Genomic DNA, 15,822 nt, shown 5'->3' on the forward strand with positions numbered 1-15,822 from the left:
CATGACCCAAAGCGCCGAAACGCACTGCCCCTACTGTGCCCTGCAGTGCGCCATGACGCTCACGTCCCCGGCGCGACTGGTCCCGACTGCCCAGCCGGGGCCAGGCAGCGCCCGTGGCCCAGCGGAAGCAGCCGGTTCCGTGCCTGCACTACCTGAACCTTCCCCTGTGCCCTCCCCTGCACTGGACGTCACGGGCCGGGACTTCCCCACCAACCGGGGCGGGCTGTGCCGCAAGGGCTGGACCTCACCAAAGCTCCTGAACCACCCCGGCAGGATCACCGAGCCCCTGCTGAAGGGGGCCGACGGCCTACATCGGCCCATCGCCTGGGACCAGGCCCTGGACCTGGCTGCCCAGGCAGTGAAGGACGCCCGCAGCCGCTACGGCGCGGACGCCGTCGGGGTCTTCGGCGGGGGCGGCCTCACCAACGAAAAGGCCTACATGCTGGGCAAGTTCGCCAGGCTGGCCCTGCGCACTTCGCGGATCGACTACAACGGCCGCTTCTGCATGTCCTCTGCAGCTGCCGCGGGAATGCGGGCCTTCGGCGTGGACCGGGGCCTTCCCTTCCCGCTGGAGGCGCTGGACACCGCCAGCACCATCCTGATGCTGGGCTCCAATGTTGCCGAGACCATGCCGCCCTTCGTGCAGCACCTGAAAGGCGCCCGCGACGCCGGCGGCCTGATCGTGGTGGATCCGCGCCGTTCCGCCACCGCCGCGTTCACGGCCGACGGCGGCGGCCTCCACCTCCAGCCCCTGCCGGGCACCGACCTCACCCTGCTGCTGGGCCTGTCCCACGTGGTCATCCACGAAAACCTGGTGGACACCGCCTACCTCCAGGAGCGCAGCACGGGCTACCGCGCGGTGGTCCGCAGCGTCAACGCCTTCTGGCCCGAACGCGTCCAGTCGTTGACCGGCGTCCCCGCGGAGTTCATCCGGCAAACCGCCCGGATGCTTGCCGCCGGCGCCCGGGCGGGCGGCAGCTACATCCTCACCGGGCGCGGCGTGGAGCAGCACGTGGACGGCACGGACACCGCAACTGCCGCCATCAACCTCAGCCTCCTGCTGGGCCTGCCCGGCTCGGCCCGCAGCGGCTACGGCACCCTCACGGGCCAGGGCAACGGCCAGGGCGGCCGTGAGCACGGCCAGAAGGCGGACCAGCTGCCGGGCTACCGAAAAATCACCGACCCCGCCGCCCGCGCACACGTCGCGGCTGTCTGGGGGGTCCCCGAGAATCTGATCCCCGGCCCCGGCCTGCCCGCCGTGCAGCTGCTTCAGTCACTGGGAAAGCCCGACGGCGTCCGGTGCCTTTTTGTCCATGCCTCCAACATTGCGGTGGCAGCCCCTGACGCCAACGCCGTAATCGAGGGGCTGCGGAGCCTGGACTTCCTGGTGGTCTGCGACTTCTTCCTGTCCGAAACCGCTGCGGAGGCGGACCTGATCCTTCCCGTGCTCCAGTGGGCCGAGGAGGAAGGCACCCTGACCAACCTCGAAGGCCGCGTCCTGCGCCGCCGCCGCGCCATCTCCCCACCTGCCGGCGCCCGCAGCGAGCTCTGGATCATGGCCCGCCTGGCGGAGCGGCTGGATGCCCCCTCCACCTACAGCGAGGATCCGGAAACGGTCTTCGAGGAACTCCGCCTGGCTTCCGCGGGTGGCCTGGCCGACTACTCCGGCATCGACTACGCGATGCTGGACCGCGGCGAGGCCGCCTACTGGCCCTATCCGGCGGGCAGCACCGGCACGCCCCGGCTGTTCCGGGACCGCTTTGCGCACCCCGACGGCAAGGCAGTCATGGTCCCGGTGACGCCGCGCCGCCGTCGTACTCCCGTCGCGGACCCCGCCGGGCACGCGACAGACCCTGCCGCCAAAGCCATGACCCTCATCACCGGCCGGCTCCTGGAGCACTACCAGTCCGGCGCCCAGACGCGGCGGGTGGCCGAGCTTCTCGAAGCCCAGCCCGGGGCAACGGTGCAGATCCACCCCTCGGCGGCGGATGCCATGGGCATCACCGCGGAATCACTGGTCTCCGTGGCCAACGGGCGCGGCGAGGTGGTGTGCCCGGCGGAACTCAGCACGGCCATCCGCCCCGAGACGGTCTTCCTGCCCTTCCACTTCCCCGGGGCCGAAAGCGCCAACCGGCTGACCGAAGCCGCCACCGATCCGGTATCCGGGATGCCCGAGTTCAAGTTCAACACCGTATGGGTCCGGCCAGTCTCCGCACCCGGTTCCGCCCGCATGCTGCAAACGACGGAGGCTTCATGAGCGAGCACATTGTCATCGTGGGATTCGGCCCCGTGGCCGCCAGGCTGGTGGACGAACTCCTGCCCGCCGTGCGCGGAGGCCACATCCGGCTTACCGTGCTGGGCGCGGAGGCCGAGGCTGCCTACAACCGCGTGCTCGTGGCCGACCTTGGCGTCGGCCGGACCACCGCCGACGCCCTGGCACTTGCCGATGCCGCCGAACTGGCGGCCCAGGGCGTGGACGTCCGGCTGGGCGTGCGGGTGAAGCGCGTGGACAGGGCCCGGCAGCAGGTCCTGCTGGCCGAAGGACCTCCCCTGCCCTACGACCGGCTGGTTTTCGCCACCGGATCCCGACCGGTGATTCCCAACCTCACCGGCATCAACCCGGACCCGTCCTCCCCTGTGCTTCCCGCCGGAGTCACGGCACTGCGGGACCTTCGCGATGCCAATGTCCTGCGCAACGCGGTGGACGGCGGCAAGCGGGTGGTGGTGCTGGGCGGCGGCGTCCTGGGCCTGGAGACAGCCTTGGCCGCGGCGGAGGAAGGCGCCACCGTCACCGTGGTCCACAACGGACCTCATCCGCTGGGGCGCAGCATCGACCGCGGCGGCGGGGCCGTCCTGGCCGCCGGCCTGCGCCGCTGCGGAGTCCGGGTTGCGGGCAACGCACGCTCAACAGGGGTTGAGCACAACGCGCCCGACGGCGGGTTCTCGGCTTTGCTGCTTGATGACGGGTCCGCGATTGACGGCGACCTCCTGGTCATCTCATGCGGGGTCCGTCCCCGGGCGGAGTTGGCCGACGGCTGCGGGCTCTCCACCGGCACCGGAATCCTGGTGGACCACCGGCTGCGCGCACATCACGAACCGCACATCTTCGCCGTCGGCGACTGCGCCGAGGTCCGCTGCCCGGACCCTGACTGTGCCGCGTGCCGGAACACCAGCGGACCCTCTGGGCTGGTGGGCCCAGGCTGGCGGCAGGCCGAGTGGCTGGCGGGCTACCTCACCCTGCTTGCCTCCGGCCTGGTGGAGGACGCTGAGCTGCTGCCCGCCCTGCCGCCGGAACAACCCGGCGTCGTAGTCCTGAAAGCCCGGGGCATGAACATGGCGGTGGCCGGGAATAACGCCGCCGATCCCTGGGACGAGGAAGCACTGACGGCGGGAGCCGCCAACGGCAGACCGCGACTGCAGATCGCACAATGGGCCGATCCGGAGCATGGCCGGTACGTCAAGATGACCACGCGCGGGGGCGTGCTGGAAGGCCTGGTGGCGGTTGGGATGCCCCGCACTGCCGCCGAACTGGTGGGGCTCTTCGAACGCGGGGCCGAACTCCCTGCCGACCGTTCACTGCTCCTGCGCCTGGACGGACCGGACCAGCTGCCCGGGGCCGGCGCGGCGGATCCGGCCGGCACCGTCTGCCGGTGCGCCGGGGTCAGCGGATCCGCCATCACCGCAGCCGTAACCGACGGCTGCTCCACCGTGGCGGACGTTTCCAAAGCCACCCGCGCCGGTACCGGCTGCGGCGGCTGCCATGAGGACATCAAGGGGCTCATTGAAAAGCACTTCCAGGCGGTTACGGCCTGACCTGTTTCCTTGAGCGTCAGAATTCGATGCCGCGCACCAGGGTGATGAGCTGTTCCTTCGTTTGCCCGGCTGTCGGCCCCGACGGGGAGATCAGGACCTGGGCCGTGAATGTGCCGATGTTCCGGCCCCTCACTGCAGAGATCGACATCATGGTAACCGGCATGTCGCCGGCTGGACGGAGGGACTTCGGGCCCGCACCTTCCGTTGCCATGGAGAACGACGCACTGTCCCCGATGCCATCCACCGGCTCGCCATGCGCGCCAAGACCACCCAGCGGTGACGCTGCGCCCGCCAGGACTTCGATCGAGAAAATCATGGAGTCCGGACCCGGCTTGCCCAGCTCACCAAACGTGTAACGGCAGTTGGCCTCGTACGGAAGGATCTGCGGCGGGGCCTTGGCACCGAACGCCTGCTGCACCTCCTCCGGACTGGCCAGGGCGCACACCGGGCTATTGGTCGTGGCTGGGGCACCGACGGCCGGGGCCGCCGGAACACTAAGTTCGGTGCCGTTGCCCCAACCCGCTTCCACTGCCGCCTCCACGAGCGCGCGATCGCGTCGCCGTCGGGAAGCCCGGACGGACGCAGGGCCCCGATACCCGCCCTCCTGCATCGGGCCCGGGGGATCAGCATCAGCAGGCTGTTCATGGCATCAGTGTGGCGATGGGTGGCGCCGTTTCCCAGAGCCCAAAGTACCGCTCCGGCGTAACAGGAATCGGGCAGGCGGCGGCTGGCCGGTAGCATCGGGGCCATGGACGCCGACGACGACGACATCACCGATGAACTGCTGGCTGACGCCGCGAAGCTGACCGGGCTGGGCCTGGAACTGCTGGGCCTTGATCCCCACCCCGATGACATGACCCCGGAGCAAAGGCTCCAGTTCGATCCGGAGGACCTGGAGGAAATGGCTGCGGTCCCGCCGGAGGAACGGCAAAAGGCCGCGCATCAGACCCGCCTGCTGGCTGGACTGCTGTGGAACTCGTCAAGCGTCCTCATCGACCAACTATTCCGCGATCTCAAAACGCTGGACACACTGGATGGACCAACTCCGTCCGGCATCGCCGGGACGTCGGTGCTGTCCTCGCTGCCGCCGCAGTTCGCGTCGGAGTACGACTCGAGGTTCACCCAAAAGTTCCTGGTAGTGGCCGCGGACGTTACCGCTTCCCTGGTCCGCGGCTGGATCGCCCCCGGCTGCCTCGCCGCCGAACTGGTGGTCCGCTGCCTGCTTGACCAGGCGGAGATCACCGAGGAGATTTACGGGCTGGACCTCCCGGTTGACTGGCGCGCACAGGTTGAGGAAGTCCTGTTGGAGGACGCCGAAAGTGCGCCGCTGTACGGGGACAGCCACGACACTGCGGCCCACGGCGCCTCCGCCGGATTGGGCGTCCGGCACTGGTTCGAGCCCTTCGGCGCGGGGGACGCCGTCCCGCCGTACGCCTGCTCCCAGGTCTCTTGACGACTGCGCTCCGGCAGCATGTGATGTACGAAGGGTCCGGCCCGGTGCAACGGGCCATGCGGCACCCACGTTTCCCATGAAAGGACTGGACATGTCCCTGCTCGATTCCGCTCTCTGGGAGGGCAAGATCCACCTCAACGGCTGGCGCAAGGGCGGAGGCGGGAGCGCCGACGCCGTAGAGCCCGCCACCGGTGACAGGCTCGGCAGCTACGGCGTCGCCTCGGTGGACGACGTCCGCGAGGCATCGGCCGCCGCAGCCGCGGCGCAGAAGGACTGGGCCATGCGCAGCCCCGAGGACCGCGCTGCCGTGCTGCGCCGCGCCGGAATGCTCTGGGAGGAACACGCCGCCGAGGTCCAGGACTGGATTGTGCGTGAGTCCGGCGGCATTCCGCCCAAGGCAGCCCTGGAAATCCATATCGCGGCCAACGAATGCTACGACGCCTCGGCGCTGCCCTCCCTCCCGTCCGGGGACGTGCTCACGTCGAACGAGAACCGCTGGTCCTTCGCGCGCCGGCGGCCGGTCGGCGTCGTCTCCGTCATTGCTCCGTTCAATTTCCCGCTGATCCTCTCGATCCGTGCCGTTGCTCCCGCGCTGGCCCTCGGCAACGGCGTCCTGCTCAAGCCGGACCCGCGCACCGCGGTGTGCGGTGGTGTCACGCTGGTGCGCATCTTCGAGGAAGCCGGCCTGCCGCCGGGTTTGCTGTCACTGCTGCCCGGCGGCGCGGACATCGGCGCCGCCGTCGTCGAGGCACCGGAGGTCCGGGTAATTGCCTTCACGGGCTCGACGGCGGCCGGGCGGAAGATCGGCGAAACGGCCGGACGCCTGCTCAAGCGCGCACACCTTGAGCTTGGCGGCAACAACGCACTGATTGTGCTGCCGGGCGCAGACCTTGCCAAGGCGGCGTCGGCGGCCGCATTCGGATCGTTCATGCACCAGGGCCAGATCTGCATGGCGGCCGGGCGGCACATCGTGCACGAGGACATCTATGACGACTACGTCGCCGCGCTGTCCGAAAAGGCTGCCCACCTGCCGGTCGGTGACCCAAAGAGCGGCACCGTGGCGCTGGGACCTGTCATCGATGAGCGGCAGCTGCACCGTGTGGATGGCATCGTCCAGGATGCGGTAAAAGCCGGCGCCCGCGTGGCCGCCGGCGGCACCCACGACGGCCGCTTCTACCAGCCCACCGTCCTGGTGGACCTGAAGCAGGACAGCCCGGCCTGGAAGGACGAAATCTTCGGGCCCGTCGCCCCGGTGACCAGCTTCTCGACAGTTGAGGAGGCAGTGGCCCTGGCCAACGACAGCGAATACGGCCTGTCCATCGGCATCCTGGGCGACGTTGGCCTGGCCATGACCATTGCGGACCAGTTGGACTCCGGCAAGGTCCACATCAACGAACAGACAGTCTCGGACGAGGCCAACTCACCGTTCGGCGGCATGAAGGATTCGGGCAACGGCTCACGGATCGGCGGCCACCACGCCAACATGGAGTCCTTCACCGAAATCCAGTGGCTCACCATGCGCCCGGACATTGCACCGTATCCGTTCTAGGAAAACCTGCACGTCCCGGCCGGGACGTGCGGAGCTGCCGGCCCTGCCGTAGGCCAGGACCGGCAGCTCGTGCTCAGGCCGTTGCTCCTGAATCCAATTCGCCGGCGGCCACGGCCTCTGCGTACTTGGTGAGGTCCGGGCCAGGCTGGAAGTCCACGAACTGACCTTTCAGCTTCTCAAACAGGAACTCGTACACCTTGTCCTTGCCGGAGCCGGACAGGGATGACGCCGCCTCGAGGACCGCTTCCTGCAGTGCCTTGTCAGCATCCAGCAGGATCTTCTCCCGCGCCTGCTCGTTCCACTTGATGTCCTGCAGTTCCATAAGCTTCTCCTTGCGTCGACGCCGGTACAGGAACGGCCGGGAACTTCATGGAAATTCCCGGCCGTGCCTGGTTCGAGTCTAGGCAGGACGCCTCGGCGGGGTCCAGCCTCGCGTGCGGCGGAACGCCTTACATGTGGACATGCAGGCGGCGGGCTGCTTCGGAGATGGATCCGGTCAGCGACGGGTAGACGGTGAAGGTGCTGGCGACGTCGTCCACGTGCAGCTTCTGCTTGACCGCGATGGAGATGGGGAAAATCAGCTCTGAAGCGTTGGGGCCAACCACCACGCCGCCGATCACGGTACCGGAGCCCTTCCGGGCAAAGATCTTCACGAACCCGTCCTTGGCGTTGCGCATCTTGGCCCGGGCGTTGCTTTTCAGCGAGAGCTTGATGACGTCGGCCTGGTACTTGCCGGATTCGATCTCCGCTTCGGACACGCCAACGTTCGCAATTTCGGGCGAGGTGAAGATGTTGGACGCCACCTGGTGGAGTTTGAGCGGGGTGACGCCGTCGCCCATGAAGTGCGCCACCGCGATGCGGCCCTGCATCGCGGCCACGGAGGCCAGCGGCAGGACGCCCGTGCAGTCGCCGGCGGCGTAGATGTTGGGGGCGGTGGTGCGGGAGACGCCGTCGACCTTGATGTGGCCGCTGTCGCTGACCGCCACGCCGGCCTCTTCAAGGCCGATCCCGGCGGTGTTGGGGATGGAGCCCAGGCACAGCAGGCAGTGGCTGCCCGTCACTTTTGACCCGTCGGCGAGCGTGACCACCACGCCGCCGTCCGTGCGCTCGACGGTCTGGGCGCGGGAGCGGGACAGGACCCGGACACCGCGGCGTTCAAAAACTTCTTCAAGGACGACGGCGGCGTCAACATCGGAGCCCGGCAGCACGCGGTCGCGGCTGGACACCAGGGTGACCTTGGAGCCCAGGCCGTTGTAGGCGGAGGCGAACTCGGCGCCGGTCACGCCGGAACCCACCACGATGAGGTCCTCCGGCAGCTCATCAAGGTTGTAGATCTGTGTCCAGTTCAGGATCCGTTCCCCGTCCGGGCGGGCCGTGTCCAGCTCACGGGGGTGGGCGCCAACGGCCAGCAGGACGGTGTCGGCTTCGATCGTCTCGGTGCCGTCCACGGTGACAACCTCGATGGTGTGGCTGTCCAGGAGCCGCCCGGAGCCGGCGATAATGCGGACGCCCTGCTTCTCGAGGCCGTCGCGGATGTCCTGGGACTGGTTGCGGGCCAGGTTGAGGAGCCGGTCGTTGATGTGTTTGAGGTCGGCGCGCATCACCGGGACGAAGTCGCCGCCGTCGACGTCGAACTTCACGCCCAGCTCGCCGGCCTCGGCGACGCGTGTCATCAGGTCAGCCGTGGCAATAAGGGTCTTGGACGGAACGACGTCCGTCAGCACGGCGGAGCCGCCCAGCCCCGCCCGCTCGATGATGGTGACCGTCGCTCCGAGCGAGGCGGCCACCATGGCGGCTTCGTATCCGCCGGGACCACCTCCCAGGATTGCGATCCGGGGGGAACTGAAATCTGGGTGCGTAGTCACAGTCATCCATTCTCGCCCATTTACCGTCTGACCACCAAGAAACAGGGCGTCCTGCTGGCCAGCCGTGACAGGGGTAACAAGGCGGCAGGATAACTTGTACTGGTGAGTACTACAGACTTCCTGAACACGGACCCGTTCGCCGCCGCCCGCGCCGCCGCGGACTACATCGCCGAAGAGACAGGCGTGGACCGCCACGATACCGCCCTGGTCCTCGGCTCCGGGTGGGGCGAGGCCGCCGACCTGATCGGCGAGACCACCGCCACCCTGTCCGCCGAAGAAGTTCCCGGCTTCCACACCCCCGCCGTCGAGGGCCACGTCGGCACCATCCGCTCCGTACTGACCAAGGGCGGAAAGCGGGCCCTGGTCCTGGGCGCCCGCACCCACTACTACGAGGGCAGGGGCGTCCGCGCCGTGGTGCACGGGGTCCGGACCGCGGCGGCCGCCGGGTGCAGCACGCTGGTCCTCACCAACGGCTGCGGCGGGCTCAACGAGGCCTGGGCTCCGGGCACGCCGGTCCTGATCCGCGACCACATCAACCTCACCGCTGCCTCCCCGCTGGAAGGCGCCACCTTCGTGGACCTGACGGACCTGTACTCGCCAAGGATCCGCGGACTGGCCCGCGAAGTGGACCCCACCCTGGACGAAGGCGTGTACGCACAGTTCCCCGGCCCGCATTACGAGACGCCGGCGGAGGTGCAGTATGCCAAGCGGATCGGAGCCGAACTGATCGGCATGTCCACCGCGCTGGAGGCCATCGCGGGTCGGCACGCCGGCATGGAGGTGTTCGGCATTTCGCTGGTCACCAACCTTGCCGCCGGCATCAGCCCCCAGCCGCTCAGCCACCAGGAAGTCATAGAATCCGGCCAGGCTGCCGGCCCGCGCATCTCCCGCCTGCTGGCTGACATCATCGCCCGGCTCTAGCCGACCACGCGCCCGGGTGCATCGCCGCGGCGTGCAATGACGATAGCGTTATGCCCATGACCACTGCCGATGCCGAACTCCGCCTGCTCGCCGAGGCCCGCGACTGGGCCGCCCAGGACCCGGATCCCGCAACCAGGGCCTCCCTCCTTGAGCTTGTCCGCCTTGTCGACAACGGCGATCCAGCGGCACGGCAGGAACTGGAAGACAGCTTCCGCGGCACCCTGCAGTTTGGCACTGCAGGCCTGCGTGCGGCGTTGGGCCCCGGCCCCAACCGGATGAACCGGGTGGTGGTGCGCCGCGCCGCCGCCGGACTCGCCGCCTTCCTCGTGGACGCCGTGGCCAAGGCGGCGGCAGGCACCCGGCCCCGCGCCGTCGTCGGCTATGACGCCCGGTACAACTCCGACGTCTTCGCGGCCGAAACGGCGGCGATCTTCACCGCTGCCGGCATCGAGACGTTCCTGCTGCCGGCCGCCCTCCCCACTCCCCTGCTGGCCTACGCTGTCCGCGCCCTGGACTGCGATGGCGGCGTCATGGTCACCGCCAGCCACAATCCGCCGCAGGACAACGGGTACAAGGTGTACCTGGGCCGGCACGCGGTAACGACAGACGGCGACGGCGCCCAGATCGTGGCTCCCTACGACGCCGAAATCGCCGCGCGCATCAGCGCCGTGGGGCCGCTGGAGTCGATTCCGCTGGCGGAGGACGGGTGGACCGTCCTGGACGGTTCCATCGCCGCCGGGTACCAGCAGGCGACGGCGGCACTCGCCATGCCGGACCGCTTTCCGGCCCGGGACCTGAGGATTGTCCTCACCCCGCTCCACGGCGTTGGCGGCGGCACGGCGCTGGACGTCCTGCAGGCGGCAGGTTTCAAAGATGTCACCGTGGTGGCCGAGCAGGCGGACCCGGACCCCGATTTTCCCACCGTAAGTTTCCCCAACCCGGAGGAACCCGGTGCCTTGGACCTTGCCCTGGAGACGGCTGCCCGGCTGGACGCAGACCTGGTCATCGCCAACGACCCCGACGCCGACAGGGCCGCGGTGGCTGCGAAGGACCCCGACACCGGTGCGTGGCGGATGCTCCGCGGCGACGAAGTGGGGTCGCTGCTCGGCGCCCACATGGTGGCCCGGCTCGCGGACGGTGCTGTCCCCGGGGGCGAGGCGGACGCCCAGGGAGTCTTCGCCAACTCCATTGTTTCCTCGCGGCTGCTGGCCCGCATCGCCGCCGCTGCCGGTTTCGCCCACCAGGAGACACTCACCGGATTCAAGTGGATTTCCCGTGTTCCCGGCCTGGTTTACGGTTACGAGGAGGCGCTGGGGTACTGCGTGGCGCCGGACCTGGTGAAGGACAAGGACGGCATCTCCGCCGCAGTCCTGATCGCCGAACTCGCCGCCACCGCCAAAGCCGCAGGCAAGACGGTCTTCGACACTCTGGATGAGCTGTACCTCCAGCATGGCCTGCACGCCAGCGACCAGCTCAGCATCAGGGTTGCGGACCTGGGCCTGCTGGACGCCATGATGAACCGTCTGCGGGTTTCGCCGCCCGAATCGTTCGGGCAGTCAGCGGTGGAGGTCTTCACTGACCTTGCCGAGGGAAGCGCCCAGCTGCCGCCCACCGAGGGGCTGCTTTACATCACGCGGAACCTGACCCGCGTCATCATCCGGCCCAGCGGCACGGAGCCCAAGCTCAAGTGCTACCTGGAGGTCATCCACCAGGTGGGCTCCGCCGCGGAGCTGCCGGCGGCACGCCAGGCCGTGCGGGCCTCGCTGGACGAGGTCCTGCACGACGTCAGCGAAGCGCTGGGGCTGTAACCGGTTCTTCTTAAGCACCAAAGGGGCGCGGGGCTTTCTGAAAGCCCGGCGCCCCTTTTGTGGGTCAGCCCAAGTACTGGAGCTGCACCTCGACGAAGCCGTCGCTGACGCGGGTGCTGTACGCTGCCAGCCGCAAGCCGGGGGTGCTGAAGCACTCACCGGTCTCAAGGTCGTAGACCTCCTTACGCAGCGGCGAGGCGATAGTGGGCCGCGTTCCCTTGGAACCGAGGATGCCGCGGGCCATGACGTGGGCTCCGGTGGCAGGGTCCTCATGGGCCACCGCAAAGACTTCGCTGGGGCCGGTGCGGAACAGCGCAATCTGGCGGCCTGCCACGAGGGCTGCCTCACCCCAGGCGGGTTCGAGGTCATCCACCATGCAGACACGGTGCCAGCCGGTCCCGAACCCGGTGAGGTCTGATTCGGCGGCGAGCGCCCCAAGTTCCAGTGTTGCCGTCATGTCCGGCTCCTTTCCCTGTGCCTGTTGTCCTTTTCGATGGCTGCTTCTGCGGCCATGTCCCACGCTAGGGTCCAGGTGTTTCAGCGGGGTGCGGCGTATGTGTCCGGCGGGTAAAAGAGACCTAACCCGGGCGGAAACGCATCCGTGATGCAGAAGTTAAGTTGACGAAACAATTGGGAAACTGAGGCGAAACTGCCCCTTCCTAGGCTGGAGGCACAAGCTGCAGAGCACCGTCTGCGGCCCATGCGAAAGGCCCACAGTGACCGAACAGACCTCAAGCACAGAGACTCCGCGCCGCATCGTCGTCGCCGGCGGCGGCCCCGCTGCCCACCGTTTTGCGGACGCCATGCATGCCCGCGGCCTCGACGGCTGGCATGTCACGGTCCTTACCGAGGAAGCGCACCTCCCGTACGACCGGGTGGCGCTCTCCAAAGCTCTCACCGACACCGGCGTGGACCTCACCCTGGGCACCGCCTCCATGTGGGACCACGGCTCGCTGGTCCTGAAGACGGGCGAGCGCGTGGTAAAAATCAATGCCGCCGCTAAGAAGGTGGAAACCGCCGCCGGGAACGCCTACGCCTACGACGAGCTGGTGGTCGCCACAGGTTCTGATGCTGTGCGCCTGCCCATCCCCGGTGCTGAGCACGCCCACGTCTACCGCACCCTCGAGGACGTGTGGGCCATCAACAAGGCCATTGCCGGCCTCACCGAAAAGCTCGGCCGCAAAATTAACGCCGTGACCATCGGCGGCGGGCTCCTCGGCCTCGAATCGGCCGCCGGCACCGAGCAGCTGGGCGCCACCCCCGTGGTCATCAACGGTGCGCCGTGGCTCATGAACACCCAGCTGGACGAGGGCGCCGGCCAGGCCCTGGGCCGGCTCATCGAAGCCAAGGGCTTCGAAGTCCACGGCGGCGTGTTCCCCAGCGGGATTTTGGCGGACGACGGCGGCCAGGTCACCGGGGTGCTCATGGCGGACGAGCGCATCATCCCGGCAGACCTGGTCATTGTCGCCGTCGGTGTCAGGCCCCGCGATGAGCTTTTCCGCGCCGGCGAGGGCGACGAGCAGCTGTTCAGCCTGGGCCAGCGCGGCGGCGTGGTCATCAACGACTACTGCGCCACCGAAGTACCAGGGATCTGGGCCATCGGTGAGGTGGCCAACTTCGGCGGCATGTGCCTGGGCCTGGTGGCCCCCGCCAACACCATGGCCGAGATCGTGGCCGACCGGCTGCACGGCGGCGACGCCACGTTCCCGGGTTTCGACACCGCCACCAAACTGAAACTGTCCGGGGTGGATGTGGCCAGCTTCGGCGATGCCTTCGCCCGGACCGAACACGCCTTGGAGATCGTCTACGCCGATCCCGCCCGGGGTGTCTACCAGAAGATCGTGACCACCGATGACGCCAAGACCCTGCTGGGCGGCATCTTCGTAGGCGACGCCTCCCCGTACATGAGCCTGCGCCCGCTCCTGGGCCGCGAACTGCCCGCCGAGCCCGGTGCCTTCCTCAGCGCGGCCGGCGGCGGTGAAGCCCCCGAAACGGAGCTTCCGGACGACGCCACCCTGTGTTCCTGCAACAACGTCACGGCCGGAACCATCCGCGACGCCGTCAACGGCTGCGGCGCCTGTGAGGACAACGCACCTGTCCAGGAACTGGGCGAGCTGAAGGGCTGCACCCGGGCCGGCACCCAGTGCGGTTCCTGTGTGCCGATGCTGAAGAAGCTGCTGGAAACCGAGCTGACCAAGTCCGGCGTCGAGGTTTCCAAGGCCCTGTGCGAGCACATCGAGCTGTCCCGCCAGGAACTGTTCGATGCCATCCGCGTCCTGGAACTGACCTCCTTCGAGGAGATCATGGCCAAGTACGGCACCGGCGCCGGCTGCGACATCTGCAAGCCCACCATCGCCAACATCCTGGCCAGCCAGAACAGCGCCTACGTCCTGGACGCCGGCCGCGGAACCCTGCAGGACACCAACGACCGCGCCCTGGCCAACATGCAGAAGGACGGCACCTACTCCGTGGTGCCGCGCATCGCGGGCGGCGAGATCACCCCGAAGAAACTCGGCGTCATCGCCGCGATCGCGGAAAAATACGGCCTGTACACCAAGATCACCGGCGGCCAGCGGATCGACATGTTCGGCGCCCGGCTGGAACAGCTGCCGGAGATCTGGAAGGAACTGGTGGATGCCGGCTTCGAGTCCGGACAGGCCTACGGAAAGAGCCTGCGGACGGTGAAGTCCTGCGTCGGGTCCACCTGGTGCCGGTTCGGCGTCCAGGACTCGGTGGCCATGGCCATCCAGCTGGAGCTGCGCTACCGCGGCCTGCGGAGCCCGCACAAGCTCAAGATGGGTGTGTCCGGCTGCGCCCGCGAATGCGCCGAGGCCCGCGGCAAGGACGTGGGGGTGATCGCCACCGCCGACGGCTGGAACCTGTATGTCGGCGGCAACGGCGGTGCCACCCCGGCCCACGCCCAGCTCCTGGCCAAGGACCTGGACGACGAAACGCTGATCAAGTACATCGACCGCTACTTCATGTACTACATCCGCACCGCGGACCGGCTGCAGCGCACGGCCCGCTGGCAGGAGGAGCTCGACGGCGGCATCAGGCACGTGGAGGACGTGGTGGTCAAGGACACCCTGGGCATCGCCGCGGACCTCGAGGCCGCCATGGCCAAGCACGTGGACACCTACGTCGACGAGTGGGCCGACACCCTGAAGGACCCCGAGAGGCTGCGCCGGTTCCGCTCCTTCGTCAACGCGCCGGACCAGAAAGACGACTCCATCACCTTCGTCCCGGACGAACGCGGCCAGATGCGCCCCGCCACCCAGGAGGAGAAGGGAAAGGTCCTGATCGGCGCCTCAATCCCGGTTCGGACAGCCACAGCGGACACCACCGGAAACGAGGCATAGCTTATGCAGCTCAACATCGACCTCACCGGCCGGAACGTCCTGGTGACCGGCACGGACACTTCCGCGCGGCAGGCGGTGCGCCGGTACCAGGCCGCGGGCGCCGTCGTCCACCGCCTCACCAGCCCGCACGACGCCGGCCCGGACGCGGGCGGCCAGGGCACCTTGTTGCCCGGGCAGCTGTTCCTGGTTGCCGCCGTCGAGGACGGACAGCCGGGCTGGAGCGCTTTCCTGGGCCGCTGCCGGCAAGCCGGCCTCCCCGTCGCGGCAGAGCCTGCCGCCGGCCCTGCCGGAAACGTCACCCTGGTGGGCGGCGGACCCGGCACCGGCGACCTGCTCACCGTGGCCGCCGTCAAGGCGCTGCGGGATGCCGACGTCGTGTTTTACGACCGCCTGGCCCCGTACCAGGAGCTGCCGCTGCTGACGTCGGCGGAACTCGTCGACGTCGGAAAGAAGCCGGGCCACCACAAGGTCAGCCAGGCGGACATCGAGAAGCTGATGGTGGAAAGCGCCCTGGCCGGCAACAATGTGGTCCGCCTCAAGGGCGGTGACCCCTATGTCTTTGGCCGCGGCGGCGAGGAAGTGGCCGCCTGCGTGTCCGCGGGGGTGAAGGTGCAGGTGGTCTCCGGGGTGACCAGCGCCATTTCGGTGCCGGCCGCCGCGGGAATCCCGGTCACCCACCGGGAAGTCAGCCACATGTTCACGGTGGTCTCCGGGCACGCCCCGCTGACCGAGCAGGAGCACCACCACCTGGCAGGGTTGGGCGGCACCATTGTGGTGCTCATGGGCATCGGCACCCTCCACCAGCTCGCGGCCGGCCTGCGCCGGGCCGGGATGCGGCCGGACACGCCCATGGCCGTGGTGGAGCGCGGCTACCGGCCCGGCCAGCGCACCACCATCGCGGACCTTGGGACCATCACCTCCGCCGCTGCCGGCTGCAGCAACCCGGCCGTGCTGGTCATCGGCGAGGTGGTGCGGGTGGCTGAAGCGAACCGGAATCACGCCGGGGAGGCCGTGGACCTGGACAGGCTGGCGGCGTCGCTGCTGGGATCATGAA

The 15,822-nt window shown here is 68.7% G+C and carries 12 protein-coding genes; 8 read left to right on the forward strand and 4 right to left on the reverse strand.

What is annotated here, in order from left to right:
* Position 1 precedes the first annotated feature (1 nt).
* Positions 2-2,257 (forward strand): molybdopterin oxidoreductase family protein, encoded by a 2,256-nt coding sequence (locus QF031_RS13610; protein ID WP_307428993.1) that lies wholly within the window; start codon positions 2-4, stop codon positions 2,255-2,257.
* Positions 2,254-3,813 carry an FAD-dependent oxidoreductase gene (locus QF031_RS13615; protein WP_307428994.1) on the forward strand — a complete coding sequence of 520 codons (1,560 nt, stop codon included), beginning with the start codon at positions 2,254-2,256 and terminating at the stop codon, positions 3,811-3,813. The genes QF031_RS13610 and QF031_RS13615 overlap by 4 nt, the downstream gene beginning before the upstream one ends.
* A gap of 16 nt (positions 3,814-3,829) precedes the next feature.
* Here QF031_RS13615 and QF031_RS13620 read toward each other — a convergent pair whose 3' ends face one another.
* Positions 3,830-4,342: a hypothetical protein gene (locus QF031_RS13620; RefSeq protein WP_307428997.1), complete on the reverse strand. Its 513-nt coding sequence runs from the start codon at positions 4,340-4,342 to the stop codon at positions 3,830-3,832.
* A 219-nt stretch (positions 4,343-4,561) separates the two neighbouring features.
* Here QF031_RS13620 and QF031_RS13625 point away from each other — a divergent pair, with 219 nt between their 5' ends.
* Together QF031_RS13625 and QF031_RS13630 are read left to right on the forward strand one after the other, a co-directional pair.
* Positions 4,562-5,266 carry a hypothetical protein gene (locus tag QF031_RS13625; protein ID WP_307428999.1) on the forward strand — a complete coding sequence of 235 codons (705 nt, stop codon included), beginning with the start codon at positions 4,562-4,564 and terminating at the stop codon, positions 5,264-5,266.
* Between the two features lie 91 nt (positions 5,267-5,357).
* Entirely contained in the window at positions 5,358-6,815 is a 1,458-nt protein-coding gene (locus QF031_RS13630) for a benzaldehyde dehydrogenase (protein WP_307429001.1), read from the forward strand.
* Between the two features lie 73 nt (positions 6,816-6,888).
* Here QF031_RS13630 and QF031_RS13635 read toward each other — a convergent pair whose 3' ends face one another.
* Together QF031_RS13635 and QF031_RS13640 are read right to left on the reverse strand one after the other, a co-directional pair.
* Positions 6,889-7,137 (reverse strand): hypothetical protein, encoded by a 249-nt coding sequence (locus QF031_RS13635; RefSeq protein WP_307429004.1) that lies wholly within the window; start codon positions 7,135-7,137, stop codon positions 6,889-6,891.
* A gap of 127 nt (positions 7,138-7,264) precedes the next feature.
* Positions 7,265-8,680 (reverse strand): NAD(P)H-quinone dehydrogenase, encoded by a 1,416-nt coding sequence (locus QF031_RS13640; RefSeq protein WP_307429007.1) that lies wholly within the window; start codon positions 8,678-8,680, stop codon positions 7,265-7,267.
* Positions 8,681-8,782: 102 nt separating this feature from the next.
* On the opposite strand from QF031_RS13640, the gene QF031_RS13645 reads away from it, so the two are divergent.
* Together QF031_RS13645 and QF031_RS13650 are read left to right on the forward strand one after the other, a co-directional pair.
* Positions 8,783-9,601 carry a purine-nucleoside phosphorylase gene (locus QF031_RS13645; protein WP_307429010.1) on the forward strand — a complete coding sequence of 273 codons (819 nt, stop codon included), beginning with the start codon at positions 8,783-8,785 and terminating at the stop codon, positions 9,599-9,601.
* A gap of 56 nt (positions 9,602-9,657) precedes the next feature.
* The gene (locus tag QF031_RS13650) at positions 9,658-11,409 is read left to right on the forward strand and encodes a phospho-sugar mutase (RefSeq protein ID WP_307429013.1); all 1,752 of its coding nucleotides are present in this window, start codon (positions 9,658-9,660) and stop codon (positions 11,407-11,409) included.
* Positions 11,410-11,473: 64 nt separating this feature from the next.
* Here the strand turns inward: QF031_RS13650 and nirD are convergent, their stop codons facing one another.
* Entirely contained in the window at positions 11,474-11,866 is a 393-nt protein-coding gene (nirD, locus tag QF031_RS13655) for a nitrite reductase small subunit NirD (RefSeq protein ID WP_307429016.1), read from the reverse strand.
* 259 nt (positions 11,867-12,125) lie between these two features.
* Here nirD and nirB point away from each other — a divergent pair, with 259 nt between their 5' ends.
* Both nirB and cobA read left to right on the forward strand, forming a co-directional pair.
* Positions 12,126-14,768, forward strand: coding sequence for a nitrite reductase large subunit NirB (gene nirB / locus QF031_RS13660; RefSeq protein ID WP_307429018.1), 2,643 nt, complete (start codon positions 12,126-12,128; stop codon positions 14,766-14,768).
* A 3-nt stretch (positions 14,769-14,771) separates the two neighbouring features.
* Complete coding sequence (gene cobA, locus QF031_RS13665) at positions 14,772-15,821, forward strand: uroporphyrinogen-III C-methyltransferase (RefSeq protein WP_307429019.1); 1,050 nt, start codon at positions 14,772-14,774, stop codon at positions 15,819-15,821.
* Position 15,822 lies beyond the last annotated feature (1 nt).

The sequence above is a fragment of the Pseudarthrobacter defluvii genome (assembly GCF_030816725.1).
Lineage (GTDB): Bacteria > Actinomycetota > Actinomycetes > Actinomycetales > Micrococcaceae > Arthrobacter > Arthrobacter defluvii_A.